Source organism: Taibaiella sp. KBW10, from assembly GCF_003852495.1.
Lineage (GTDB): Bacteria > Bacteroidota > Bacteroidia > Chitinophagales > Chitinophagaceae > Edaphocola.
Genome location: NZ_QAJI01000004.1, coordinates 30,858 through 55,762 on the forward strand (window position 1 = coordinate 30,858; position 24,905 = coordinate 55,762).

Here is a 24,905-nt window from a genome sequence, read left to right on the forward strand (position 1 = left end):
TGAAGCCGCGCCTGAAAGGCGCGGCTTCATTTATTATTTTGTGTTTATTTATAAATTTTTCAACAAATAGGCTGTCATCTTTTTGTACAGATTATAACGTGTATAACCGCCATAAATACCATGATTCTTATTGGTATAATAAAACGCCTCGAAATCTTTATTGGCATTCACCAGGGCATTGGACATTTCCGTAGCATTTTGAAGATGTACATTGTCATCGGCCGTACCGTGAATTAAAAGGTAGTTTCCTTTCAGGTTTTTCGCCATACTCAAAGGGGCATTGTCGTCGTAGCCTTTTTCATTTTCTTTCGGGGTGCGCATATAGCGTTCGGTATAGATATTGTCATAATAACGCCAATTCGTAACCGGTGCTACTGCAATCGCCATCTTAAATACTTCCGGTGCTTTTAACAGGCAGGTCGTGCTCATAAAACCACCATAACTCCAACCCCAAATACCGATACGTGCTGCATCTACATAGGATTGTTGCGCCAGGTATTTTGCGACTGCGATCTGGTCTTCACTTTCATATTTTCCTAATTGCAGGTAGGTCTTCTTTTTGAAGGCTTCTCCTCTGCCACCCGTACCCGTACCATCTGCCACTACAACGATATAGCCTTTCTGAGCCAATAACTGATGCCACCAGAAATTGTCCATAGGGAAGTGGTTGATTACTTGCTGTGAACCGGGACCGGAATACTGGTACATCAACACCGGGTATTTTTTTGAGGCATCAAAATTTGCCGGCTTGATCATATAAGCATTTAAACTTATGCCTTCTGCATTAGGTATGGTCATAAAATCCACTTTGCCCAGTTGATACTCCGCTAGTGTTTTTTGCAGTTTGTTATTGTCTTCCAATACGCGTACCGTTTTTCCTTTATGATTAATCAAGGTGAAAATCGGTACCTGATTTGCTGTATGGTATTTGTCTACGAAATACTTAAATCCATTACATACCGTTACATCATGCGAACCTGTATAAAGTGATAATACTTTACCATTTTTACCATTAAGGTCTACCACATTAAAAGTATTATTGATGGTTTGATCCGTAGCGGTATAATAAATTTTATTGCCCGACAGGTCTACGCCCAATAGCTCTTTTACTTCATTAGTTCCGGTGGTGATTGGTATCAGTTGTTTGGTATGCCAGTTCCATTTATAGAGTTGGTTATACCCGCTCTTTTCAGAATTAAATATAAAAGACTGGTTGTCGTTCAGGAAAGTCAGGTTATCGTTAATCTCTAAATAATATTGGTTTGATTCATTGTATATAACACTGCTCTGTCCTGTTTGGGCATTGGTCAACAAGAGGTCCAGTTGGTTTTGCAAACGGTTTAGCCGGTAGATACACAATTCATCATCCTTATTGCTCCATTTGATGCGGGGAATATATTGATCACTTTCCGTACCCAGGTCTGCGGCAACGGTGTTCCTGCTTTGCAGTGCATAGGTATGAATACTTACCAGGGAATTTGCTTCACCGGCTTTTGGGTATTTATAGGTATAGTTTCTGGGATAATCCTTTCCTTCATAATAAGGAATTGTGTATTCTTTTACCCGGCTTTCGTCGAAGGTATAATAAGCTATGTAATTGCCTTTTGGCGACCATTGGTAGGCCTGTGTAAATTCAAATTCCTCTTCATATACCCAATCACAATTTCCGTTGATGATTTTGTTTTGAGCACCGGAAGTCGTTACCGTCACGAGTTGTCCGGTAGCAAGGTCTTTATAGAAAATATTATTATTTTTCACAAAAGCTACTTTAGTGCCGTCCGGTGAGAAGGAAGCGTGCAGTACCTTTTCGGCATCTAATTGCTGCAGGCTTTTTGTCGCGATATCAAAGATATACACCTTGTATAATACAGAACGTCTGTAGATATTTTCGGCGTCGGTTCGTAACAATAATTTTTTTTCATCTGCACTAAAGGAAAAATCAGCGGCCTCAATAGCAGTGCCTTCAAAGGTGTTGTTCTTCTTGTCAAAGATGATGCGCAATGGCTTATTGCTTTTCAGGTCATACACGGCGATGTCGCCATTCGTTTCCTGTTTTACATAACTGCTGCCATTATTCAGCACATTGAATCCCGGAACCGAAGCGGCACGGAACGTACCTTTCAGCGAGATATCTTCCAGGGTAATCTCTTTTTGCGCAGAAGCGGTACTGTTGAGTGATAAGGTACAAACGAAAAAGCAAATCATTGCTTTGCAAAAATGTGCGATACTTCTTTGGGTCATAAAAAATAGGATTATATCGTTTCTTCTTTTGATTTAGGTTCGCTAAGCCCGCCGGTCACGCCTCCGCTTACGGCAAACTTCATGGCCTCTGCGGCATTCATGCCTTGTACGGTTTTTATATTGCCGGCATCGGTAATGATGACCCAGCCTGAAATAGCGTAAGAGTGGGGGAGGTATACCGATACCTTATCCTCCAGTGCTACAAAATTCATATCGGGTTGTGTCAGGAAGCCAATACGCCAGATCTCGGGATCGGATTGTGTTTTGACCCAAACAGGATTGTTGAATTTCTTTTTATCCCCTACAAAGGATACCATTACCTCCTTGATAGCGGTATAAATAAATTTAATCCCGGGCGTGTTTTCCATGATATGGCTGAACAGGTCGACTAAAAAACGACCCACAAAAAACCGGGTGCCTAAAATGCCGATCAGGATGGTCACCACGATGATCAGTACAAATACCAGACCAGGCATCTCCTGCGATAAACTCGGGATCAGATTGTCAATACTCGTAAATACATACCAAATGACCGCTACCGTAACACTAATAGGCCCTAAGATGACCAAGCCTTGTAAAAAGGCTTTTAATAAGTATTTGCCGATATTTTTATTAGGTTCCGACATAGGTGTTTTTTAACCGTTTTGTAATTGCTCCAGTACCTTCGGTGTTTTAATACGCCAATGTGATTCATGATATACACATGCTCCATTGGCAATGATCAAAACCTGTGGCGATTGATGGGTTACACCATAACGACGTGCAATTTCATCAGAAATATTCCGGTGGGCCAAGAGGTCCAGATAATAGGCATCCACAGAACCCTTGTTGAGTTCTTCCTCTGCATCCGCACTGATATTACACTGTGTGCTGTGCTTAAAGATCAGCTGTGGCTGCGTTTTTGATTGTTCCTCTATCAGATCCAGTTCCTGAATATTCGTCAGCGGTTTCCAGTTCATAAAACTTAAATTAATTCAGCTTCTAAATCGTAATCGTAGGCTTTGGTAATGCGTACTTTTACAAAATCTCCAATAGGCAAGTCTTCGTCTGTATTAATGATTACTTCATTGTCTACCTCTACACTGTCAAATTCGGTACGGGCAATATAACGGCCTGCTTCTATTTTATCGATCAGCACATTCAGTTCTTTGCCGATAAAGTCCTGGTTTTTGGTATAAGAGATTTCCTGCTGCACTTCCATGATCTCCTGTGCGCGGCGTTCTTTTTCTTCGCTGCTTAAGGTATCTTCGAGTTCGTATGCCGTTGTATTTTCTTCATGTGAATAAGTGAAAATGCCGACACGCTCAAATTGCATTTCTTCTAAAAATGCCTTCATTTCTTCCACATCTTCTAAAGTCTCGCCCGGAAATCCGGTGATCATCGTAGTACGAATCGCGATGCCTGGTACCGCTTCACGGATATTATGAATCAGCTCTACCATTTCTTTTTTAGTGATCTGGCGTTTCATCGCTTTCAGCATCTTATCGCTGCAATGTTGTAACGGAATATCTAAATAATTACAAATGTTGTCATACTTTTTCACTACCTCCAGTATTTCCAATGGAAATTTAGTGGGATAGGCATAGTGCAAGCGAATCCACTTCAGGCCTTCGACCTGTGCTAATTGCTCCAGCAACTCGGATAAGGCACGCTTTTTGTACAGGTCAAGACCATAATAAGTCAATTCCTGTGCAATCAGCATCACTTCCTTCACCCCGTTTTTAACCAGGTGTTTCGCCTCCGTAATAATCTCTTCGATTGGTTTGGAAATATGCGTTCCCCTCATCAGCGGGATGGCACAAAACGAACAGGTTCTGTTACAACCTTCGGAGATCTTTAGATAAGCATAGTGCTTTGGCGTGCTGAGCAAACGCTCGCCCAGTAGCTCTTTCTTAAAATCAGCTTCCAGTTCTTTTAAAATGAAGGGAAGTTCCAGCGTACCGAACCAGGCATCTACCTCGGGTATTTCTTTAGCCAGGTCCTGGCGGTACCGTTCGCTAAGGCAGCCGGTCACCAGTACTTTATCCAGTTTTCCTTCTTCTTTTAAAGCGACCTGTTCCAAAATGGTATTGACAGACTCTTCTTTAGCTTTGTCAATAAAGCCACAGGTGTTTACCACTACGATATTATGATCCATCTTTTCATTTTCATGAATCACATTAATGTCATTGGCCTTGAGCTGGCCACTCAATACTTCACTGTCTACCAGGTTCTTCGAACAACCCAGGGTAATGATGTTTACTTTATTCTGTTTAAGCGTTTTGCTTTTCATTTGTACTATTGTTCAGCCTGCAAAGGTACAATATTATCCTTAACACTATTTATAGTGAAAATATGAGTATAATGCTTATTTTTGCCAAAATTTTAAAACAAATAAATACAATATATCATTATGAGTGTTGCATCTAAAACGCATATAGATTTTACATTGCCTTACAAAGTAGCCGATATCTCTTTGGCAGAATGGGGTAGAAAAGAAATTAAACTGGCCGAAGCAGAAATGCCCGGTTTGATGAGCCTTAGAGTGGAATATGGCGCCAGCCAGCCTTTAAAAGGTGCGCGTATTGCCGGTTGTCTGCACATGACCATCCAAACAGCTGTGTTAATCGAAACCCTGACTGCTTTAGGAGCTGAAGTACGTTGGAGTTCTTGTAACATTTTCTCTACACAAGACCACGCTGCTGCTGCAATCGCCGCTACAGGTGTTCCGGTATTTGCCTGGAAAGGAGAAACATTGGAAGAAGCAGACTGGTGTATTGAACAAACATTATTTTTCGGTAGCGAAGACCGTCCTTTGAATATGATCCTGGATGATGGTGGTGATTTAACCAATATCGTGCTGGATAAATATCCGGAACTGGTTGCCGCTATTAAAGGTTTATCTGAAGAGACCACAACAGGTGTACACCGTTTATATGAAAGAATGGCTAATGGTACCTTACCAATGCCGGCAATCAATGTAAATGACTCCGTAACCAAATCCAAATTTGATAACAAATACGGTTGTAAAGAATCTTTGGTAGATGCTATTCGTCGTGCTACAGATATCATGATGGCAGGTAAAGTAGCTGTAGTAGCCGGTTATGGCGATGTGGGTAAAGGTTCTGCAGAATCCTTAAGAGGTGCAGGCGCCCGCGTTATTGTTACTGAGATTGATCCAATCTGTGCCCTACAAGCGGCAATGGATGGTTTTGAAGTTGCCAGAATGGAGAAAGCAGTTAAAGAAGCTGATATCCTGGTGACCACTACCGGTTGTCGCGACATTATTACGGAAAAAGAATTCCGTGCGATGAAAGATAAAGCAATCGTTTGTAATATCGGCCACTTCGATATCGAAATCGATATGGAATGGTTAAACAACACATACGGACAAACAAAAGATACCATCAAACCTCAGGTAGATATGTATACTATCGACGGTAAAGATGTAATCGTACTGGCAGAAGGTCGTTTGGTAAACTTAGGTTGTGCTACAGGTCACCCATCATTTGTAATGAGTAACTCTTTCACTAACCAAACATTAGCTCAGTTGGAGTTGTGGACGAATACCGCCGCATACGAAAACAAAGTATATGTATTGCCTAAACAACTGGATGAGAAAGTAGCCCGTTTGCACCTGTCTAAAATTGGTGTGGAACTGGATATCCTTAGCGATGCACAGGCTAGCTATTTAGGTCTTCCAAAAGAAGGTCCATACAAGCCGGAACACTACAGATATTAAATTTTTATATTGCTCCGCTTTGGAGTGCTGATATTATACCATCTTTCTTGTTGGCAGCAGCGGAGGGGTGGTGTAATATTGTTTTTTTTACCATGATTTATTATTTATATTTGTATATACACAATAAATCCTGATATTATGAAGTACTTAATAACCCTAATGATCGTTTGCGGCGTATTGACCGCCCAGGCGCGGGAACCTAGAAGTGTAATATCCAAAGGTTCTCAGAGTTTAGTTGTTCATGCGGTAAATAATCATCTGTTTACTTTCAAGGCGCTTGTAGTGCAACCGTCTGAGGATGTTAATAGTTTATTGCGTGGAATGTACCCGAATGTTGAAAATATAGTACAGCTTACCGGTAACCAGTATGCGATAAAGATAGCGCCCGGAAAACTGGAGGTTTACCTTCCCTATTTTGGAAGTGCATACAGCCCTGTTTCAGGAACTAACGATGCCGGATTCAAGTTTACGTCTACTCAATATGAGTATAGTACGAATATGAAGAATGCCAGGAATGGATATGATATCCAGATCAAGCCTTTGGATCATAAAGACATTAACCGTATCAATATTACCGTTTTTGAAAATGGCCGTGCAACAGTACGTATTTCCAGCAATAATCGTAGTGCAATTAGCTATCAGGGGGTGTTAAGATAAATACACACTTACGAAAACCGGTTTCATATATTCCGGTATCTATAGCAGATAACAACTATAATGGGACAAAAGAAATTAATAAGATTTAATGAAATAAAGACATTCGATAATGTATTGGAATTTCCTCAAGACGTGCAGGGGAAATGGCATACGTTTTTTAAGAATGATCATCCAATTACCTTAGAATTGGCCTGTGGGAAAGGAGAATATGCGGTGGGTCTGGGTAAACTATACCCTGAAAGAAATTTTATCGGTATCGATATTAAGGGAAACCGCATCTGGCGTGGTGCCAAGACCGCCCTGGAAAACGGAATGGAAAATGTAGGCTTTATCAGATCCCATATTGATAAAATAACCGATTACTTCGCAGCAGAAGAGATCAGCGAGATTTGGATCACCTTTCCCGATCCGCAACTCAAAGGGGCAAGAATGAAAAAACGCCTTACCTATCCTCGTTTCTTAAAATTGTACCAACAGATTGTTACACCCGGTGCAACCATCAATCTGAAAACAGATAGCCCCGACTTATACCAGTTTACCAAAGCCGTTATCGAGCTGTATGAGCTGGAAGTATTGGTCGATGATGATGATATTTATACCAAAGGAGCAGTATCTCCGGAATTGAGCATTAAGACCCATTATGAAGGGCTTGATATTGCGGGAAGTAACCGAATCCACTACCTGAAATTTAAGATTAATAAAGATTTACCGGTAGAAAAAGAGGCGATTTTAAAACAAATGTTTGTGCATCAGGAAGAAGCCTGATCCTATTGGTTTTAATCTTTAAATTGGCTATTGTATTATCATGTTGCAGGAAGGAGTCGATTTCTATTTTAATGAACAGGGTTTAATGGTATTGACCGCAGCGTATCATCTCAAAAGAGGGAAATGTTGCGGAAATGGCTGTTTGCATTGTCCTTATGATTACGAGCGGGTACAAGAACCCAGAAGGACAGAACTGCTTCAATTACGGGCACAAAAAAAATCTTAATATTCTTTATGCAGACTTATTTAGCCTTAGGCGATTCTTATACAATTGGAGAAGGTGTGGAAACTGCCGGCAATTTCCCTAATCAATTAGTTCAAATACTGAAAGAGCAATACCAGCTGGCTTTTGCGGCACCGGAAATCATTGCGGTTACCGGATGGACGACCGATGAGTTACTGGACGGTATTGCCGCGCGTAACCTGGAGCAAACCTTTGATCTGGTCACCTTATTAATCGGTGTGAATAACCAATACCGCGGTAGGGATCTCGATAATTATACACTAGAGTTTACCCGTCTTTTAGAACAAGCTATTGCTTTTGCCAAGGGGGATAAACAAAAAGTTTGTGTGGTTTCTATTCCAGATTGGGGACATACCCCTTTTGCAGTGGAGAAAGGTGTTGATACCCCAAAAGTAACTCGCGAAATCGCGGCGTTCAATGCTTGCCAAAAAGCAATTGCGCTGCAATACGGCGTCACTTTTGTAGACATTACGGGTTTGACCGACCAGTATAAAGATGAAGGAGCTTACCTCGTTGAGGATCAGTTACATTACAGTAGTAACATGTATGCGCTCTGGGCAGCTAAGATTGCTGCAGAGATGCACCATAATCTGTAACCTACCTTAGGCGAATAGATCATCTATCAGGCCATTTTATCATAATGAAAATCTTGTAAGAATGATGCTTAATTATGCTTCCTTATATCGGGGATTCTTTCTCCTGTTAGGTAGTATAACGGTATTAACGGGTAATCAAAAAACGATCGCTCAGATACCACTGGTCCTACAGGATACTACCCTGCAGCAAGGGGCTTCCTTTAATTACTGTATGGATGCCGGATGGCAGCACATGGATAGTGCTTTAATATTGGATGATTTTTTCTCAGATACCGTCGATATTGGATTTGCCTTTTCGTTTTTTGGAAATTCCTACACGCAATGCGCCCTCTCGGGTAATGTATTTTTAAGTTTTAACCTGAGCAACACGGATAATGTAAGCCCTTTTGCCTGGAGCAATACGAACACTATATTTCATAATGCTATATTTCCCGCTTTTCTGGATGCAAATATGAATACTTCCGGCAGTGTGAAATACCAGACACAAGGTGCATCCGGCTCCCGTATATTCATTGCCGAATGGTGCGGTGTGCCTAAGTATGGCATTCCATGTGCCGGTGAAAAAGTGACCACCCAGATCGTTTTACATGAAGGAACGAATAGAATTGAACTCAATACCTTGTCTTTTCCCGGTTCGGTAACGTGCCCAACCACCAATGCCAATGGTAAAGGAATACAGGGATTGATCAATAGTAACAATACCGCATCCGTTTTACACCAGGGCGTGGTATTGCCGATATGTGGGGTAATACCGGGGCGGTAAATGACGCGGTTTTATATATTCCCTCGGGCAGCTCCTATGTCGTTGATCAGACCAGGCCTTTTCAGTACAAATACATCTTTACCCCGCAGGAGCTGAATGCCATCAAATGGTATAAATCTGGCAATAATGCCGTATATGCCACCGGGCCTTGCCTTAATATTCCGTATGATACAGCAGTTGATTATTATGTAGCACGCTACGATAACTATGTAAACTGTGCTGCCACCTCACTGAACTTTTCAGATACCCTCTTTGTGACCTCCGAACGGGGTACGGTCGTGGGTTTGCCTTATTTACAAGAAGGACGGGGTATAAATGTAAAAGCATATCCAAACCCGGCACAGAATAAGGTACAGCTTGAAGCAAAAGAAACCGCTATCCGGTCTTTAATAATGGTGGACCGTTTAGGAAGAACAATATTAAGCCGGCGGCAAGAGGGCAATAGCAGCGCTCTTACTATAGATATTAAGGGTATCCAAAGTGGCTTATATATCTTAATTATAGAGACGGATAAAGGAAGGGTGCTCAGAAGGATTGTAAAATCCTAGGTGTAGTATAAGCATCCGGCATGGTGAACAGCCTTTTAAATGATAGCTACCATAAAAGAATCCGCCACTTCAATAAATGAAGTGGCGGATTCTTTATATAATAAAGTAGCGCGAATATTCTTAAAACTAGAACTACTTAGCATTCGCAATCAAATATGCTCTGACCAATTTTCCTTGCTCATCGCTCAATTTGGCTCTTGGAATCATTCTTTTTACGGTTTTGTTCCATTGCTCCGGTGTTTTCGATTCCGGATCTTTCAGCTTATGACATTTAGCACAGTTGCTGATAAACAGTTGCTGGCCCTGTGCCAGCTGCCCTTGGTCATACTGCGCTTTTATCTGCGCTTTGCTTTCTACAGGTAAAGAGCGAATCACCTGGCTTGCTTTGGGATAACAGCTGGCCATAAACGTAGCCATCACCACACCGAGTATTATCAGATATTTTGTTTTCATAATTACAAGATTTTACGACTTAAATATACACTTTGTCACAGAATTGTCAAAATGTATTATCGAAACTTAACAAATATTTGATACGTAATGATGAAAAAGACCAATCGCTCAATGCGACTAATATATTCGAATGCTCCGGGAATGATGGGGCTAAATGCGCTGACTGAGTAGAATCTTGCTATTTGTTTGTCGGGTATAACCAGGCTTTTTGCAAAACCCCTAATCTTTACCTTTCTCCTTTCGTTTTTATTACAACTTCACCACAATCTTTTGGTCAAAATGTATCGGTATCGTCTTCTTGTTATAATTTAAAGTATTCAGCAAGTCTAATAGCTTTTCTTCCCATTCCACCTGTTTTGGCCTGATCAGGGAATGATTTGTTTCCGCATCGTAAGTGGCACTTAACTGTGCGGCACGGGCCTCCACACCTTTGCAGACTTCCCGTATTTCGACTTTGAAACGACCGGTAAAATGCGCACTGAGTAGCGCTTCCTGAAGCCATAAATTTTTAATCAGTGCGATGATATAATGCCCCTGTTCATGACGCAGCAATTTGTCCTTCTGTTCTGTATCGGCCGTCTTCATAAAGGTAGCCAATACGAAATTTTTAGACCTATCTGAGGTTACGGATGAAGTAAAATTAATAGTAGCGATACCATTTTGTGTACTGCTTTCCCACTGGTATGCTGTATTCACATTAATTGCGGCCGTTCCGTTTTCACGGGTTAGTACCTTTTGCGTAGGGCTAAAATCTTTCCAGCTAATGGGAATGTCCTGAAACCTTAATTGCGCCGAAGCCATTTTTGTCATCAGGAATAGCACAATCGTTATTACATAAAATTTCATTGTAAATTGCATGGAGAAAGGGGAATGTATTTCCTATAAAATTAGGCAAAGTATCGTTAAGCATTTGTTTAAGTATCCGGTACCCTAAGAGGCTTTAATTAGATAAAATTACTATGCGCATATTACATACGGCAGATTGGCATCTGGGAAAAAAGCTAGGCACTTTTAGCAGGATAGAAGAGCAGGTTAAGGTAATGGAAGAGATCATTAATATTGCCGAGGATAATGCCGTTGATGCCATTCTCATTGCCGGAGATGTATTTGATGCGGCAAACCCGCCCACAGAGGCTTTAGAATTATTTTACAGTACCGTGAAGCGATTGTCTAAAGAGGGTAGTAGGCTTGTTGTGGTCATTGCCGGCAATCATGATAGCCCGGATAAAATAGATGCACCCGATCCGCTGGCCAGAGCCAGTGGGATTATATTTGTCGGTTATCCCAATGCCTTGGTAAAGCCTATGCAATTGCCCTCAGGAATGGCCATTACCATTGCCGATAAAGGATTTATAGAGGCCCGTTTGCCCGGAGTAGACTATCCTTTACGCCTGCTTTTAACCCCTTATGCCAATGAGCAACGCTTAAAGCAATTCTTAGGTATAGAAGATAAGGAAGCCCTGCTGAATGAAACATTGCAACAACAATGGCAATCGATCGCTGATCAGTATATGGATACAAAAGGAGTGAATGTCCTTATGGCACATTTGTTCGTGATGCAGCGGGGAGGGACCATTCCTGAAGAACCCGATGGTGAAAAACCGATCAAAATCGGTAATGCCGATCTGGTATACACGGATATTATTCCCGCACAGATACAATATACAGCCCTGGGTCATTTACATCGTCATCATCAGGTGGCAGGCCATCAGCAGCCCGTAGCCTATTCCAGTAGTCCGCTGGCTTATAGTTTTAGTGAGGCCGGACAAAGTAAATATGTATGTCTTGTTACCTTGGAACCGGGGCAGGATGCACATGTCGAAAAGATTGCCTTACAAAGCGGCAGAAGCCTCTACCGGAAAACATTTGACGATATCGATATTGCGGTAGACTGGTTGGCCGCGCATCCGTACAGTTTGGTAGAGCTGACCATAAAAAGTGATACCTATTTACAGTCCGAAGATTTGCGGCGCTTGCAGCAGGCACACGATGGTATTATCCAGATTATCCCTCAGGTGCGCCTCCATAAGCTGCAGGACAAAACGATAAAACATATAGATATAGAACAGGATATCAGCAGCTTGTTTGCAGACTATTTCAGATCGAAACATAAACAAGAACCCAATAAAGCCCTGATGGCTTTATTTCAGGAAATACTACAGGAAAAATAAGCGGAAGCCATGTTGCCATTACGATTGAGTATAGAAGGATTTTACTCCTACCAGGAAAAACAGACTATAGATTTTGAAGCCCTTACCGAAGCCGGTTTATTTGGGATTTTCGGTGCCGTCGGTTCCGGAAAATCCAGTATTCTGGAAGCCATCAGTTTTGTATTGTATGGTGCTACAGAACGCCTGGATTCGGGCGATAGGAGGGCCTATAATATGCTCAACCTGAAATCGGATAAGGCGCTGATCGATTTTGAATTCAAGATTACCGCCAAAGATCTTTATCGGTTTACGGCTACCTGGAAACGCCGTAAAAAGGATTATGCCGCGACGTCTACCATAGAACGCACGGCCTACAAATGGGAAGAAGGTACCTGGGTACCCTTGCCCACTGCCAATGCGGAACCGATTTTGGGTTTGAAATACGATAATTTTAAACGTACCATCATCATTCCCCAAGGTAAGTTTAAAGAGTTTTTGGAATTGACCAAAACACCGAGAATGGAGATGCTAAAAGAGATCTTCAATCTGTATCAATACGATTTTGCGCTACCCGTTAAACAGTTAAGCAACCGGAATAATGAGGCAATGCAAAGAAATGAAGGGATATTGAGTCAGTATACGAGTTATACCCGGGAGGTGCTGGAGACTAAAGAAATCGCTTTAGCATCCTTATCGGTTTTAGTTCGCGAAAGCACCGCAAGGGCCACCGAAGCGCAAAAAACATTTGATCAGCTCCACGCTTTAAAGTCGCTGCAGGAGCAGCTGGAACAGGCAAGACAAGATGTTGATTCCTTAGCCATGAAGCAAGCTTCTTTTGCCCAACGGAATCATTTTTTGAATCAGTATCATACCGCATTAATACAATTCAAAGGTTTATTGAATCAAAATACCCACTACCAGACGCAACTTGCACAACTGGAGCAGCAATTACAGCAATATACCCGGGAGCGGCAGCAAGCCACACTTGCCTTAACGCAACAAGAGGCACAGCTGGCCGATATTACAAAGGAATATCATAAAATAGAAACCTCAAGAGTACAACTGCAGCTATTGAAAAATCTGATGGCTTTAGCATTGTATGAGCAGGAATATGCTGCCGTGCAGCAAAGAGTTGCCAATGGCCAGCAGTTTGTTGATAAAGAACAAACTTTATACGCACAGCTGAGCCAGGACATACTCCAAACGGAGCAACAAGTAGCACAGTTAAAGTCGGCAAAACCCGATACGGAAATACTCTTAGCAGCCACGGAATGGTATCGCAGGCAAGAGCAACTCGAAACAGAATATAAAAATACCCTTTCTTTACTGGCGCAAAACCGTATCGCACAAAAAAATATAGAAGCTCATTTATCGGAAAGTGGTATTCCGCTGAAAGGATGGGAAGACTTTTTTGAAGCAGGCGTACAACCCTTAAAACAGGCGATTGCAGCAGATACAAAACGGGTTACAGCCCTGCAACTGCAGGTAGAATTGTCAAAATACAGACAGGAAATCGTGGATGGAAAACCGTGTCCGCTTTGCGGATCGGAGGTACATCACGAATTGGCACATGCAGTAGAGGTGCAGCCGTCTTTAGAGGAAGCCCAATCGGCATTGTCTCAATCGGAACAAGCCTTGGCGGACTGGAATGCCCGGCAATTCGAGGTTGCACATATACAGGGGCAGCGCACACAATATGCGGCAGAAGAAATGAATTATGCCCAATTGCAGACGACTCAGGAAGCGCAATTAGCAGAACAAGATCGTTTGTTTATCTGGCCGCATTTATTTGATAAAACGGATACCCGAAAACTGGAACAATATAAATTAAATATTCTTCAGACAGAGACGGATATGGAGCAGGCAGCGTCTGTATTGCAGGAGCAGAGAGCGCAGCAGCAGCTTTGCCTGGAAAAAATTAATACCTTCCGGCAAAAGGTTCTGGATCTGTCCGGAACCGCACAACAGAAAAAAGGCGCTATCGATATACTGCTTAAACAAATGGAAGGTATGGATTCCTCGGCCTGGAAAGGGCAAAGTCAATCCCAGCTGGAGGAGTTGTCTGTAGGCATTGTAAGCCATATTGCAGCTACAGAAAAGCAGTATGAGCAAATCAATCATGCCGTTCAGGAGCAGAAAGAACGTTTGGCCCGGTTGGACACTGCAAGCACCTTACAACAGCAGCAGGTTGCGAAAGTAAAGGAACAATTGGGCTTAATAGAAAAGGAGCTCAAAGAAAAACTGGATCATTCCGCTTTTGAGACATTGGAAGAAATACAGCAATTGTTGCAGGCCGACATAAACCCGGAGCAAGAAAAAGCAGCCATTGATACTTTCTATAAAAACCTGCATTCGGCAGAATTGACTTTACAAAACTTAAAGACGGCCATTGGAGCCGCTGTTTTTGATGCAGCTGCCTATCAGCAGGCCGTAGAAGTCCTTAAGTCTGCCGTAGAAACAATACAGCAACAATCAAATGAGCACTTACTCTTAACAAACGAAATATCGGAATTAAAGAACAAAATAAATGAAAAAGAAACATACGAAAAGACCCGGGAAGCCTTACTGTTAAGGGCTGCAGATCTAAAAGTCATGACCAATATGTTTCAGGCCAATGGTTTTGTTGAATATATATCTGAGGTGTATTTGCAAAATTTATGCAGTGTTGCTAATGAACGTTTTCACCGGCTGACCGGCAACCAGTTGAGCCTGATCTATGAAGCGGAAAAAGGTTTTGAGATTATGGATTACCTGAATGGAGGCAAAGCCAGAAGCGTTAAGACCTTGTCCGGAGGACAATCTTTCCAGGCTTCTCTTTGTCTTGCCCTTGCCTTGGCAGAAAGCATTCATAGCCTCAATCGATTTGAGAAGAATTTTTTCTTTATCGATGAGGGCTTTGGTACCTTGGATAAAGAAGCTATTGAAACCGTTTTTCAAACCCTGGAGCAGTTATACAAAGAACACCGTGTAGTAGGCATCATCTCACATGTGGAAGAATTGCAGGAACGTATTCCACGCTATTTAAAAGTGATTAAAGATCCGGAGCGGGGTAGTTTGGTTACTTTGGATTGAAGTACGGCAATAGTATAATGCTTTGGGTAGATTTTACTTAATCTTAAAGCCCGGGAACAAAGGTAGCGACCTTTGTTCATCAAGGCGATTGCTCTGCATCGCAACGCCAATACAAAATTGCTATTGCTGTGATTAAAACAATAAGCGATCTGTACCGAACAGATCCTTAGGACCGGCCTTATAAATCCGGCATTAAGAAAAATCACTGGCTCGGTCGATAAAGGCGCAAACAATTGTCTGAGCGCAGCGAGTTTGGTTTGCGACCGACCGACACATTGATTTTTAGCCAGGGATTTATAAAGCCTTGATTTTTTGGCGGTACCTTTTGCATCAAGGCAAAAGGTAGCAATAGCTATAAGTGACAATCGCTAAAAATAGAAACCAAAAGAATAAGGTAAGCCCTGTTTCCTAAAAGCGGATACGCAATAAATATTATTTCACAAAAATGAAAATTAACATTAATTAACCTTGCCGATGTTTAAATATGCCATTTATTTGTTTCTTGTAAATGTATTGTATTTTTTCATAGGCAATAGTATGACTATAGCGAGAGGGCTCTTTTTTAAGAGCTCTTTATTTTATACAAACTTCTATAAATACAAATGACCACCAGTATGGTGGTCATTTGTATTTATAGTTTAGCCTAATACTAAGCTTTATATTCAAATGTATCTATTCTGGTTTATCCCCTAACATTTAGAAGCCATGTACTGCTATGCCTTTAAGGTTAAAATGTGTGCAGATAAATGACGGATGTAAAGGGTTTTATTTTACCTGAAAAGTAAAGGGTAGTGCGTCAAAGTCCTTAAGCGTATCCATTACCTTTTCCGTCAATCCATTCTGGAAAACCTGTAATTTATCGGCGATGCCCTTATCTGCAGCACCTAAAATTTTTGCGGCTAAGATACCGGCGTTCTTGGCACCATTTAAAGCTACGGTAGCAACCGGAATACCACTCGGCATTTGCAGGATAGACAGAATAGAATCCCATCCATCTATAGAATTACTCGACTTTACCGGTACGCCGATAACGGGTAGGGTAGTCATGGAAGCCACCATTCCGGGTAAGTGTGCGGCACCACCGGCACCGGCAATAATCGTTTGTATCCCACGGCCGGCTGCATTTTTTGCATAGTCGAACATGCGCTCAGGGGTACGGTGTGCTGAAACAACGGTGATCTCAAAAGGGATTTCCATTTCTTCTAAGAAGGCTGCCGCTTCCTGCATTACCGGCAAATCGCTTTTACTGCCCATGATGATGCCTACTCTTGGTGTCATATATTTATGCTTTTACTTTTATGGTTGCTAATATTTTATTTGCTTTGTCTTTTACCGCTTGTGCCTCTGAGCCTACAACCGTAATATGTCCCATTTTACGGAACGATTTGGTTTTGGCTTTTCCATACAGATGTACAAAAGCACCGGTGGTAGATAGAACCTCCTCTATGCCTTCATAGACCGGTGTGCCCTCATAGCCCTTCTCTCCTAGCAGATTTACCATGGCCCCATAATGCAGGGCATCGGTATTGCCGGGTGTCAGGTTTAAGATGGCGCGTAAGTGTTGTTCATACTGGGAGCAAAGATTCGCTTCTATGGTATGATGGCCGCTATTGTGCGGACGAGGCGCAACCTCATTTACCCAAATGCTGCCATCTTTGTTGTAGAACATTTCTACGGCAAGGATACCCACCATATTTAACTTTGTAATCACGGTGAGCGCCAGTTCGGTCGCTTGTGTAGCAATATTTTCGTCGATTTGTGCCGGTGCAAACAGGTATTGCACCATATTGCTTTCCGGGTTGAATTCCATCTCTACTACCGGAAAAGCCGCTGTTTCGCCTTTGCTGTTGCGGGATACAATCACAGACAGCTCTTTTTCCATATCGGCCATCGCTTCAATAACAGCGGGCTGATCAAAGCTAGTGGCTAAATCGGCCTCTGTAGCTATTTTCTTTACCCCATAGCCATCATAGCCCGAGGTTCTGAGTTTCTGGAAAAAAGGCAGGGCAATACCACAGCCGGCAATCTCGCTTTTTTGAGCGACTAAGGCAAATGGTGCAGTAGGGATATTATGGTCTTGATAGAATTGTTTTTGTAGCCCCTTGTCTTGTATGATTTTTAATACAGAAGGTTGTGGAAAGACCTGTACCCCTTCTTTTTCCAATTGTGCCAGGGCATCGCTATTCACATCTTCAAACTCTATGGTGATGATGTCTTTGTCCTTGCCAAACTGGTATACAGTATCATAATCTTTGAAATCGCCCGTTGTGAAATCGGGTACTAAATGAGCGCAGGGTGCATCTTTTGAAGGTTCCAGAATTGCAATATTCAGGTTCCAGTTCAGCGCTTCCTGGAGCAGCATTCTGCCGAGCTGTCCGCCGCCCAATAGGCCAATGCTTACATCGGTAATTTGTTTTGACATAAATAGATTGTTCAATGAAAAAACAAAAGCCAAAATTTAACCTGCGTTTCTATTTTGACTTTTGATAATATATTGGGATGATTTTATTTCTTTCCAAAAAGATTATTTGGCATGCCACCCGGAGGCATACCCATTCCGGCTCCGCCACCGCCCAGGGGATTCATACCACCCATACCCGGCATTCCTTTAAATTTATTCATTTGCTTCATCATCTGACGCATCTGATCAAATTGTTTCATAAAAGCATTCATCTCGGCTACATCTTTTCCGGCACCTTTTGCAATACGGTTTCTTCTGGAAGGATTGATGAGATCCGGATTCGCTCTTTCAGCAGCCGTCATAGAATCGATCATTGCTTCAATACCTTTAAAAGCATCGTCACTGATGTCGATATCTTTAATCGCTTTACCTACACCCGGAATCATGGCCAGCAGATCTTTGATGCTACCCATTTTCTTGATTTGCATCAGCTGGGTTTTAAAATCGTCAAAGTCAAATTTATTGGCCCTGATTTTTTTCTCTATTTTCTTTGCTTGTTCTTCGTCAAACTGATCTTGTGCACGCTCTACGAGGGAGATGATATCACCCATGCCCAAAATACGCTGTGCCATACGCTCAGGGTAGAAGACATCAAGGGTATCGAGTTTCTCACCCATGCTCACAAACTTGATAGGCTTCTCTACCGTATACTTGATCGATAAAGCAGCACCACCGCGGGTGTCCCCATCCAATTTGGTCAGCACCACACCGGTAAAGTCCAGGCGCTCATTAAAGGCTTTTGCCGTATTCACGGCATCCTGTCCCGTCATAGAATCCACTACGAATAAAATCTCTTGTGGATTTACTGCCTTTTTAATATTGGCCACTTCGGTCATCATGACTTCATCAACCGCTAAACGGCCTGCAGTATCGATAATGACTACCTGGTTGCCATCTTGTTTTGCTTTGGCAATAGCAGCCAGGGCAATGCTTACCGCATCTTTGTTTTCCGGATCGCTGTACACCGGTACTTTGATCTGCTCTCCTAAGATCTGTAATTGATTGATTGCCGCAGGACGATAAATATCGGCCGCTACTAACAAAGGTTTTTTGTGTTTTTTGCTATTCAGGTAGTTCGCCAGTTTTCCGGAGAAGGTGGTTTTACCCGAACCTTGCAAACCAGCGATCAGAATAACTGTTGGCTTACCCGACAGATCCAGTTCTACTGCATCGCCGCCCATAAGGTCGGCTAATTCGTCTTTTACGATCTTTACCATCAGCTGACCAGGAGATACGGCTGTCAGTACTTTATCGCCTAAGGCTTTATCCTTTACCCTGTCGGTAAATTCTTTCGCAATTTTATAGTTCACATCGGCATCTACAAGTGCGCGACGTATTTCTTTAATCGTTGTGGCGACGTTAATTTCGGTAATTCTACCTTCCCCTTTAAGTTGCTTAAAGGCAGAGTCTAACCTTTCACTGAGATTATCAAACATTTTTGTACAAAAATTAAGACTGCAAAGTTAATTTTTTTAATTTAATTCCCGAAATGCTATTGTAGATTTTAAGAATGGGGCGTCTGATCAAAAAATAGCCCGTTTGCTGTACAACAGAAAACGGGCTGTGACATAATATTCCGGATTTCCGGCAATATTTATTTTGTCGCTTTTGTTTTAGAAACCTCTTTGATCAGGCGGTATTTTATGCTCGACCCATCTGCAGGAGGATTGTCTACACGCTCATCCAATACAATTAGCTCATAATTATATCCTTTTTCATATTGGAAGCCCTCGATGGTATCGTAAAAAAGTTCCCAGTTTTTTTGATCTTTATCATATTTGACTTGCAAACAATCTTTTTTCATCACCCCGGCACTGCAGTTTTGGGTTTCTGCAGCGACAAACAGGTGCTTTTCTCCATATATAATACTGGATACCGATTCAAAAATGACCTTTCCGTCTTTTTTGAGCGCAACCTGTGCTCCTTTTCCGCTCAGTTCGTAATTGTTATTTTTATATAGAATGCCCGATGCAGGCTTTTGTCCTGACAACTCAATTTTTTCGCCGTTTAAGGCCACTAAAGCAATGTCTTTTGTATTGTTAAAAGTCATTTCCAGACGCTTGCCATTTTTGTCGATTGCGGTACTGGTTACGATTTGGTCTGCGGCTACTGCTTCCGGTTTGCTGATGACTTCCGCTTTTTTATCCTCGCTTGTGCCGCAAGAAAAAAGTCCCAGGCTTGCTACTGCAAATAGTGTAATGATATTTTTTGTCATGTTTGTCGATTTATTGGTTATATATAAAGATATGATAAATAATATAAAACATCACTTTTGTACTTACTTAGCTTCTTTCTGATCATTCAATATATCTATCTCATTCCATGCAAAAGCCCCGTCATGACGGGGCTTTTGTGGTTTTTTTATCTATTCTTATACCACCATCGGGACTTCCATGAGCAGGATTTCTGCATCGGAAGATTGCGCGGTAATACTCAACTGGTCGGTGTCCCAAATGCCCATACCATCTCTCGTGTCTAAGGCTTGTCCGTTAAGGGTAAAAGCACCCTTCAAGATAAAGGCATAGATACCATTACCTTTTTTCCGGAGCGTGTAGTCCGCTGTTTTGCCTTGTTCAAAAGTGCCCATATGAAACCAGGCATCCTGGTGTGCCCATACGCCCTCATCATCGGCATTTGGAGACAATACCTGCTGTAGTTTATTATGCCGGTCTTGCGGATTCAGGCTCAGTTGATCATATCGTGGTGTTACGTTCTCTTTGTTCGGGAATAGCCATATCTGTAGAAACTTGGTTTCCTGGTCTTTATTCTTATTATATTCACTATGCTGAATGCCGGTACCGGCACTCATAACCTGTATATCTCCTTTGCGGATAACGGATACATTGCCCATACTGTCTTTATGTTCCAAATCGCCCTCAAGCGGTATTGAAATGATTTCCATATTATCATGCGGGTGGGTGCCGAAACCATTTCCTGCGGCTACGGTGTCATCATTTAACACGCGCAGGGCACCGAAATGCATGCGTTCGGGATTATAATAGCCTGCAAAACTAAAACTGTGGAATGAATTAAGCCAACCGTGATTGGCATGTCCCCGGGTACTTGCTTTATGTATGATCATATGATTTGTTTTTATGGTTTCTGGATAGGGCAGATGGTTAAAACCCATAGGTTCTAATTCCTTTAATTCATCAATGTCGTTTTTGATGATATTTGCGAAACTTCCGGTAGCCATAAAGATACCCGTTCCGAATAAACCCTTTCTGATGAAATCTTTCCTATCCATTAATTTGCGTTTGATTATTTTGATAACACAAAAGTACAATCTCGGGGCAGGCAGAACCATTGATCTATGATAAGAAGTATAGGAGGGCTTATGTTTCCGAAGATTCTGCTCTTTCTTTTAGTGCCTGGTTCATCAGCTCAAATCCTTTTTCTGTTTGTTTTAATTGCCCTTTTAGGAAAGGGACCAGTATGCCTTTGAAGGTTTCACTGTGTACAAAGGTGGTACTGCCGTCGCGGTTGTCGGTCAGCTCAAAACGATGCGCGCCGTCGAAAAGGCCACCCAACCATAAAGTGCCCAGCCAGGACAATAATTGATTGGGCACTACAGCCGTTATTTTTGGGCGGAAATGCATGCCTTTACTGTCGGGCGGAAGGATGTGTACCTTGATGTGTTGTCCCGGATTTAAGATGCCTTGTATAGACCGGATAAAGGGATTCCATTTAGAATAGCGGTCAAGATCGGTGAGTATCTCCCATATGCGTTCCGGACGGGTCTTGATTGTGATCTTTGTGCTGATTGTTGTGGCCATAAAGGATGTGTTTATAATTATAGCACAAAGTTCAGGGATACAAAGAAGAGGTTGCTTGACAAAAATCAAGAAATTTAAAGCATTTGTTTTTTCCGGATGCGGCTAAATGTTTCCGGGGTCATACCCAGCATGGAAGCAATATACTGGAGCGGTACCTGGTGAAATAAGGCTTTATGTTGTTCAAAAAAGCTGATATACCGTTCTTCTGCACTCATAGACAGGTGCTGGAACATCCGGTTTTCCAACATCGTGAAACATTTGGCAATAAACTGTTTCTCCAATGTATGCCACTTTTCGACCAGTGTGCCCAGCTTTTGATAATCGGTCTGGCTAATGGTATATAAGCTTACCTCAGTTAGTGCCTGTATGTTCCATCGGGAGGGGGTCTGAAACAGGAAACCTGATAAGTCGGTGAGGAAGCTTCCTTCTGCGGAAATCCATTGTGTGACTTCTTTATCCTCCACGCTGCGGTAGATCCTTAATAAACCCGATTTTACAAAGCTCAACTGGCGGCAATATTGGTCCGTCTTGAGCCAATAGTCGCCTTTCTTCAAAGTCACGGTTTTAAAAAGCCCGCTGATCTGTTGCAAATCATCGGGCGCAGTAATGTCAAAATGAGATTCCAAGTATTGTACTAAAGGTGTCATGAAATTTGGGATATTTATTTTCCTAGATTCACGATGAGCTCATACTCTTCCTTTTTTAAGTCACATACGGAGAGACGCCCCTGGCGAATCAGCGACAGCTCCTGCAGACCGGGCTGTTCCTTCATTTCCTTTAAGGTGACCGCTGTTTTAAAAGGCTTGCCGGCTTTTAGGTTTACCACAACCCAACGTTCATCTTCTGTTGTGGGGTCCTGGTATGCTTCCTTTGCCACAGTGGCATTGCCTACAACAGCCATGCCTTCATTGCTATGGTAAAACAAGACCTTATCCCCTTTTTTCATGGTTTTAAGGTTATTGCGAGCCTGGTAGTTACGCACACCATCCCAAAATGTTTCCCCGTCCTGTACAAATTGCGCCCAGCTATATTTAAAGGGTTCCGATTTTACGAGCCAATAATTCATGATATCTCTTTTTGCTTTCTTTATATAGTAATGTTTCCTTCAAATACCATCTTTGCTGGCCCCGTAAGCCATACATTGCGCACGGTGGTTTTATCTGTTTTGTCGAAGCTGACTTGCAGCTTTCCTCCTTTGGCGGCAACAGCCACCTCAAAATGGCCGGTTTGGCCACATACAGAGGCAATGGCAGCGGCCGTAACGCCTGTGCCACAGGCAAGGGTTTCGTCTTCTACACCACGCTCGTACGTTCGGATTGTCAACCCTTCAGGAACAACGGCTACAAAATTCACATTAATCCCTTTTGGCTGGAAGCGTTCCTGATTACGGATGCGCTTTCCTTCTGCATATACATTTATTTGGTCAATGTCTTGTTGAAAAGAGACATAATGCGGAGAGCCGGTGTTCAGGATCGTTTCTGCGGCACCAAATTCAATATGGTCAATATCCTGCATTTGCAAGGATACCTGTCCGTCTGCTTTGATAAATGCTTTATGTGCCCCGTCTACCGCGATAAAAAAGTGTTCTGTCTCGCCAATGCCGATTTGTCGCGCAAAAGCAGTAATACACCTGCCACCATTGCCACACATGCTACTCTCATTGCCATCGGCATTATAATAGACCATTTTGAAATCATAGCCATCTGCTTGTTCCAGAAGCATCAGGCCATCGGCACCAATGCCAAATCGCCGGTCACATAGAAAATTGATCTGTGCCCTTGTTAAGGCATAAGTTTGGTTCCGGTTGTCCAGGATCACAAAATCGTTTCCGGCACCTTGGTATTTATAAAAATGGAGGGTCATTGCTGCAAATTTAGGGGATTTAAACACGGGAAATGTTGTCTTTTTGAAAAAAAACATATAGGTTTGGGGGTTAAATTGTAAACGAAACACATATGGGTATTTTTATTAAGAAACAATTAAGCCAATTGGTTGCGGAGGCCAATGAGTCGGAAAAGGGGTTGAAAAAAACCTTAGGTTCCGGTGCTTTGGTTGCTTTAGGAATTGGCGCGATTATCGGAGCAGGATTGTTTTCTTTAACCGGTATTGCTTCTGCCGATAATGCAGGTCCTGCGGTAGTATATTCCTTTATTGCAGCAGCCATCGGTTGTGGTTTTGCCGGCTTATGTTATGCAGAATTTGCCTCCATGATTCCGGTAGCGGGTAGCGCCTATACTTATTCTTACGCAACAATGGGTGAGCTTGTCGCCTGGATAATCGGTTGGGATTTAGTACTCGAATATGCGCTGGGCGCCGCCACGGTCGCCGTCAGCTGGTCGCAATACGTCAATAAGTTTCTCCATTCTGTGGGGATCGATCTGCCCAATTATCTCCTGCATGGCCCCTGGGATGAACTCAATGGCGTAAATATGGGGGGCATGATCAATCTTCCGGCAATAGTTATTGTATGCTTATTGTCCCTGCTTTTGATTCGGGGCACCAAAGAATCGGCTTCGCTGAACAATATATTGGTTATTCTGAAAGTAACGGTTGTAATCATCTTTATTGCCTTAGGCTGGGGCTTTATCAATAGCGCTAACCATACGCCTTTCGTACCTGCTAATGTTGGGGAAGAAATGGTGAAATCGGGAGAAATGAGCTTTTTTAACTTCTTCTCCAGCGACTATTTCGGCCATTACGGGATCAGTGGTATTTTGCGTGGTGCCGGTGTGGTATTCTTTGCCTTTATTGGTTTTGATGCCGTGAGTACGGCCGCACAGGAAGCGAAAAACCCGCAAAAAGGAATGCCGATTGGGATTATTGGATCGCTTGTTGTTTGTACCATTTTGTATGTGTTGTTCTCTTATGTCCTGACCGGATTGGAAAATTATATGAATTTTAAAGGAGATGCAAGCCCGGTAACAACGGCCTTTGCACATACAGGTTATACCTTCCTTAATTCCTTCCTGACTATGGCTATTATTGCCGGTTATACCTCTGTAATGTTGGTAATGCTGATGGGGCAAAGCCGTGTGTTTTATAGCATGAGTGTCGATGGTTTATTACCCAAAATGTTTAGTGATCTGCATGCTAAAAACAGAACACCCTGGAAAACAAATATCGTATTCATGATCTTCGTAAGCATCTTTGCCGGTTTTATTCCGGTATCTGATCTGGGACATATGGTGAGTATCGGTACTTTGTTTGCCTTTGTATTGGTGTGTATCGGCGTGATCGTGATGCGTAAAACAAACCCGGATGCGCCAAGAGGATTTAAAACACCATTTGTACCTGTATTGCCTATTTTAGGCGTAATTGTTTGTTTGGTATTGATGGCCGGTTTGCCGGTAGAAAGCTGGGAGCGTTTGGCCATTTGGTTGGCGCTGGGCCTGGTGATTTACTTTACTTATGGTTTGAAAAATAGTAAGTTGAACAAGAAAAAATAATATTCATTTCTC

25 protein-coding genes are annotated in these 24,905 nt (G+C 42.4%); 10 read left to right on the forward strand and 15 right to left on the reverse strand.

Features of this window, described 5'->3' with window-relative positions:
* Positions 1-48: 48 nt before the first annotated feature.
* The 4 genes from DBR32_RS07805 to rimO are packed head-to-tail and all read right to left on the reverse strand — an operon-like array spanning position 49 to position 4,513.
* Complete coding sequence (locus DBR32_RS07805) at positions 49-2,241, reverse strand: S9 family peptidase (protein WP_124635757.1); 2,193 nt, start codon at positions 2,239-2,241, stop codon at positions 49-51.
* Between the two features lie 11 nt (positions 2,242-2,252).
* Positions 2,253-2,867 carry a DUF502 domain-containing protein gene (locus DBR32_RS07810; RefSeq protein ID WP_124635758.1) on the reverse strand — a complete coding sequence of 205 codons (615 nt, stop codon included), beginning with the start codon at positions 2,865-2,867 and terminating at the stop codon, positions 2,253-2,255.
* A gap of 9 nt (positions 2,868-2,876) precedes the next feature.
* On the reverse strand, positions 2,877-3,200 hold the full coding sequence (gene ytxJ, locus DBR32_RS07815; RefSeq protein ID WP_124635759.1) for a bacillithiol system redox-active protein YtxJ: 324 nt from the start codon (positions 3,198-3,200) through the stop codon (positions 2,877-2,879).
* A 5-nt stretch (positions 3,201-3,205) separates the two neighbouring features.
* Entirely contained in the window at positions 3,206-4,513 is a 1,308-nt protein-coding gene (gene rimO, locus DBR32_RS07820; RefSeq protein WP_124635760.1) for a 30S ribosomal protein S12 methylthiotransferase RimO, read from the reverse strand.
* A 120-nt stretch (positions 4,514-4,633) separates the two neighbouring features.
* On the opposite strand from rimO, the gene ahcY reads away from it, so the two are divergent.
* The 7 genes from ahcY to DBR32_RS07855 all read left to right on the forward strand — a co-directional run bounded on the left by ahcY (position 4,634) and on the right by DBR32_RS07855 (position 9,535).
* Positions 4,634-5,962: an adenosylhomocysteinase gene (gene ahcY / locus DBR32_RS07825; RefSeq protein WP_124635761.1), complete on the forward strand. Its 1,329-nt coding sequence runs from the start codon at positions 4,634-4,636 to the stop codon at positions 5,960-5,962.
* Positions 5,963-6,100: 138 nt separating this feature from the next.
* Positions 6,101-6,619 (forward strand): DUF4251 domain-containing protein, encoded by a 519-nt coding sequence (locus DBR32_RS07830; RefSeq protein ID WP_124635762.1) that lies wholly within the window; start codon positions 6,101-6,103, stop codon positions 6,617-6,619.
* A 60-nt stretch (positions 6,620-6,679) separates the two neighbouring features.
* The gene (gene trmB, locus DBR32_RS07835; protein WP_124635763.1) at positions 6,680-7,384 is read left to right on the forward strand and encodes a tRNA (guanosine(46)-N7)-methyltransferase TrmB; all 705 of its coding nucleotides are present in this window, start codon (positions 6,680-6,682) and stop codon (positions 7,382-7,384) included.
* Between the two features lie 40 nt (positions 7,385-7,424).
* The gene (locus tag DBR32_RS07840; RefSeq protein WP_124635764.1) at positions 7,425-7,610 is read left to right on the forward strand and encodes a DUF5522 domain-containing protein; all 186 of its coding nucleotides are present in this window, start codon (positions 7,425-7,427) and stop codon (positions 7,608-7,610) included.
* Between the two features lie 8 nt (positions 7,611-7,618).
* Positions 7,619-8,224 carry an SGNH/GDSL hydrolase family protein gene (locus tag DBR32_RS07845; RefSeq protein ID WP_124635765.1) on the forward strand — a complete coding sequence of 202 codons (606 nt, stop codon included), beginning with the start codon at positions 7,619-7,621 and terminating at the stop codon, positions 8,222-8,224.
* 61 nt (positions 8,225-8,285) lie between these two features.
* A complete protein-coding gene (locus DBR32_RS07850; protein ID WP_124635766.1) occupies positions 8,286-8,987 on the forward strand; it encodes a hypothetical protein in 702 nt (233 codons plus the stop codon).
* Entirely contained in the window at positions 8,963-9,535 is a 573-nt protein-coding gene (locus DBR32_RS07855) for a T9SS type A sorting domain-containing protein (protein WP_124635767.1), read from the forward strand. Before DBR32_RS07850 ends, DBR32_RS07855 begins: the two co-directional genes overlap by 25 nt.
* Before the next feature lie 132 nt (positions 9,536-9,667).
* Here DBR32_RS07855 and DBR32_RS07860 read toward each other — a convergent pair whose 3' ends face one another.
* Together DBR32_RS07860 and DBR32_RS07865 are read right to left on the reverse strand one after the other, a co-directional pair.
* On the reverse strand, positions 9,668-9,988 hold the full coding sequence (locus DBR32_RS07860; RefSeq protein WP_124635768.1) for a c-type cytochrome: 321 nt from the start codon (positions 9,986-9,988) through the stop codon (positions 9,668-9,670).
* 249 nt (positions 9,989-10,237) lie between these two features.
* A complete protein-coding gene (locus DBR32_RS07865; RefSeq protein ID WP_124635769.1) occupies positions 10,238-10,834 on the reverse strand; it encodes a hypothetical protein in 597 nt (198 codons plus the stop codon).
* A gap of 113 nt (positions 10,835-10,947) precedes the next feature.
* On the opposite strand from DBR32_RS07865, the gene DBR32_RS07870 reads away from it, so the two are divergent.
* Positions 10,948-12,159 carry an exonuclease subunit SbcD gene (locus DBR32_RS07870; protein ID WP_124635770.1) on the forward strand — a complete coding sequence of 404 codons (1,212 nt, stop codon included), beginning with the start codon at positions 10,948-10,950 and terminating at the stop codon, positions 12,157-12,159.
* A gap of 9 nt (positions 12,160-12,168) precedes the next feature.
* A complete protein-coding gene (locus DBR32_RS07875; RefSeq protein ID WP_124635771.1) occupies positions 12,169-15,210 on the forward strand; it encodes an AAA family ATPase in 3,042 nt (1,013 codons plus the stop codon).
* A gap of 765 nt (positions 15,211-15,975) precedes the next feature.
* Here the strand turns inward: DBR32_RS07875 and purE are convergent.
* The 9 genes from purE to dapF form a co-directional block, all read right to left on the reverse strand.
* On the reverse strand, positions 15,976-16,488 hold the full coding sequence (gene purE, locus DBR32_RS07880) for a 5-(carboxyamino)imidazole ribonucleotide mutase (RefSeq protein WP_124635772.1): 513 nt from the start codon (positions 16,486-16,488) through the stop codon (positions 15,976-15,978).
* A gap of 4 nt (positions 16,489-16,492) precedes the next feature.
* A complete protein-coding gene (locus DBR32_RS07885) occupies positions 16,493-17,632 on the reverse strand; it encodes a 5-(carboxyamino)imidazole ribonucleotide synthase (RefSeq protein WP_124635773.1) in 1,140 nt (379 codons plus the stop codon).
* A gap of 83 nt (positions 17,633-17,715) precedes the next feature.
* Complete coding sequence (gene ffh / locus DBR32_RS07890) at positions 17,716-19,107, reverse strand: signal recognition particle protein (RefSeq protein WP_124635774.1); 1,392 nt, start codon at positions 19,105-19,107, stop codon at positions 17,716-17,718.
* Positions 19,108-19,265: 158 nt separating this feature from the next.
* The gene (locus DBR32_RS07895; protein WP_124635775.1) at positions 19,266-19,886 is read right to left on the reverse strand and encodes a DUF4377 domain-containing protein; all 621 of its coding nucleotides are present in this window, start codon (positions 19,884-19,886) and stop codon (positions 19,266-19,268) included.
* A 156-nt stretch (positions 19,887-20,042) separates the two neighbouring features.
* A complete protein-coding gene (locus tag DBR32_RS07900) occupies positions 20,043-20,918 on the reverse strand; it encodes a pirin family protein (RefSeq protein WP_124635776.1) in 876 nt (291 codons plus the stop codon).
* A gap of 88 nt (positions 20,919-21,006) precedes the next feature.
* On the reverse strand, positions 21,007-21,447 hold the full coding sequence (locus DBR32_RS07905; RefSeq protein WP_124635777.1) for an SRPBCC domain-containing protein: 441 nt from the start codon (positions 21,445-21,447) through the stop codon (positions 21,007-21,009).
* Positions 21,448-21,521: 74 nt separating this feature from the next.
* Complete coding sequence (locus DBR32_RS07910) at positions 21,522-22,094, reverse strand: Crp/Fnr family transcriptional regulator (RefSeq protein ID WP_124635778.1); 573 nt, start codon at positions 22,092-22,094, stop codon at positions 21,522-21,524.
* A gap of 14 nt (positions 22,095-22,108) precedes the next feature.
* Entirely contained in the window at positions 22,109-22,513 is a 405-nt protein-coding gene (locus DBR32_RS07915) for an EVE domain-containing protein (RefSeq protein WP_124635779.1), read from the reverse strand.
* A 20-nt stretch (positions 22,514-22,533) separates the two neighbouring features.
* On the reverse strand, positions 22,534-23,310 hold the full coding sequence (dapF, locus tag DBR32_RS07920) for a diaminopimelate epimerase (protein ID WP_124635780.1): 777 nt from the start codon (positions 23,308-23,310) through the stop codon (positions 22,534-22,536).
* Positions 23,311-23,402: 92 nt separating this feature from the next.
* Here dapF and DBR32_RS07925 point away from each other — a divergent pair, with 92 nt between their 5' ends.
* A complete protein-coding gene (locus tag DBR32_RS07925; protein WP_199724417.1) occupies positions 23,403-24,893 on the forward strand; it encodes an amino acid permease in 1,491 nt (496 codons plus the stop codon).
* Positions 24,894-24,905 lie beyond the last annotated feature (12 nt).

What these genes read in the sequence shown, in the direction of transcription:
- DBR32_RS07840 (WP_124635764.1), top strand. Translation starts at nt 7,425, where the DNA reads ATGTTGCAGGAAGGAGTCGATTTCTATTTTAATGAACAGGGTTTAATG.
- trmB (WP_124635763.1), top strand. Translation starts at nt 6,680, where the DNA reads ATGGGACAAAAGAAATTAATAAGATTTAATGAAATAAAGACATTCGAT.
- DBR32_RS07915 (WP_124635779.1), bottom strand. Translation starts at nt 22,513, where the DNA reads ATGAATTATTGGCTCGTAAAATCGGAACCCTTTAAATATAGCTGGGCG.
- DBR32_RS07850 (WP_124635766.1), top strand. Translation starts at nt 8,286, where the DNA reads ATGATGCTTAATTATGCTTCCTTATATCGGGGATTCTTTCTCCTGTTA.
- DBR32_RS07865 (WP_124635769.1), bottom strand. Translation starts at nt 10,834, where the DNA reads ATGAAATTTTATGTAATAACGATTGTGCTATTCCTGATGACAAAAATG.
- DBR32_RS07905 (WP_124635777.1), bottom strand. Translation starts at nt 21,447, where the DNA reads ATGGCCACAACAATCAGCACAAAGATCACAATCAAGACCCGTCCGGAA.
- DBR32_RS07925 (WP_199724417.1), top strand. Translation starts at nt 23,403, where the DNA reads ATGGGTATTTTTATTAAGAAACAATTAAGCCAATTGGTTGCGGAGGCC.
- purE (WP_124635772.1), bottom strand. Translation starts at nt 16,488, where the DNA reads ATGACACCAAGAGTAGGCATCATCATGGGCAGTAAAAGCGATTTGCCG.
- DBR32_RS07830 (WP_124635762.1), top strand. Translation starts at nt 6,101, where the DNA reads ATGAAGTACTTAATAACCCTAATGATCGTTTGCGGCGTATTGACCGCC.
- ytxJ (WP_124635759.1), bottom strand. Translation starts at nt 3,200, where the DNA reads ATGAACTGGAAACCGCTGACGAATATTCAGGAACTGGATCTGATAGAG.
- DBR32_RS07870 (WP_124635770.1), top strand. Translation starts at nt 10,948, where the DNA reads ATGCGCATATTACATACGGCAGATTGGCATCTGGGAAAAAAGCTAGGC.
- rimO (WP_124635760.1), bottom strand. Translation starts at nt 4,513, where the DNA reads ATGAAAAGCAAAACGCTTAAACAGAATAAAGTAAACATCATTACCCTG.
- DBR32_RS07845 (WP_124635765.1), top strand. Translation starts at nt 7,619, where the DNA reads ATGCAGACTTATTTAGCCTTAGGCGATTCTTATACAATTGGAGAAGGT.
- DBR32_RS07805 (WP_124635757.1), bottom strand. Translation starts at nt 2,241, where the DNA reads ATGACCCAAAGAAGTATCGCACATTTTTGCAAAGCAATGATTTGCTTT.
- DBR32_RS07810 (WP_124635758.1), bottom strand. Translation starts at nt 2,867, where the DNA reads ATGTCGGAACCTAATAAAAATATCGGCAAATACTTATTAAAAGCCTTT.
- DBR32_RS07860 (WP_124635768.1), bottom strand. Translation starts at nt 9,988, where the DNA reads ATGAAAACAAAATATCTGATAATACTCGGTGTGGTGATGGCTACGTTT.
- ahcY (WP_124635761.1), top strand. Translation starts at nt 4,634, where the DNA reads ATGAGTGTTGCATCTAAAACGCATATAGATTTTACATTGCCTTACAAA.
- DBR32_RS07895 (WP_124635775.1), bottom strand. Translation starts at nt 19,886, where the DNA reads ATGACAAAAAATATCATTACACTATTTGCAGTAGCAAGCCTGGGACTT.
- DBR32_RS07855 (WP_124635767.1), top strand. Translation starts at nt 8,963, where the DNA reads ATGTGGGGTAATACCGGGGCGGTAAATGACGCGGTTTTATATATTCCC.
- DBR32_RS07900 (WP_124635776.1), bottom strand. Translation starts at nt 20,918, where the DNA reads ATGGATAGGAAAGATTTCATCAGAAAGGGTTTATTCGGAACGGGTATC.
- DBR32_RS07910 (WP_124635778.1), bottom strand. Translation starts at nt 22,094, where the DNA reads ATGACACCTTTAGTACAATACTTGGAATCTCATTTTGACATTACTGCG.
- DBR32_RS07885 (WP_124635773.1), bottom strand. Translation starts at nt 17,632, where the DNA reads ATGTCAAAACAAATTACCGATGTAAGCATTGGCCTATTGGGCGGCGGA.
- ffh (WP_124635774.1), bottom strand. Translation starts at nt 19,107, where the DNA reads ATGTTTGATAATCTCAGTGAAAGGTTAGACTCTGCCTTTAAGCAACTT.
- DBR32_RS07875 (WP_124635771.1), top strand. Translation starts at nt 12,169, where the DNA reads ATGTTGCCATTACGATTGAGTATAGAAGGATTTTACTCCTACCAGGAA.
- dapF (WP_124635780.1), bottom strand. Translation starts at nt 23,310, where the DNA reads ATGACCCTCCATTTTTATAAATACCAAGGTGCCGGAAACGATTTTGTG.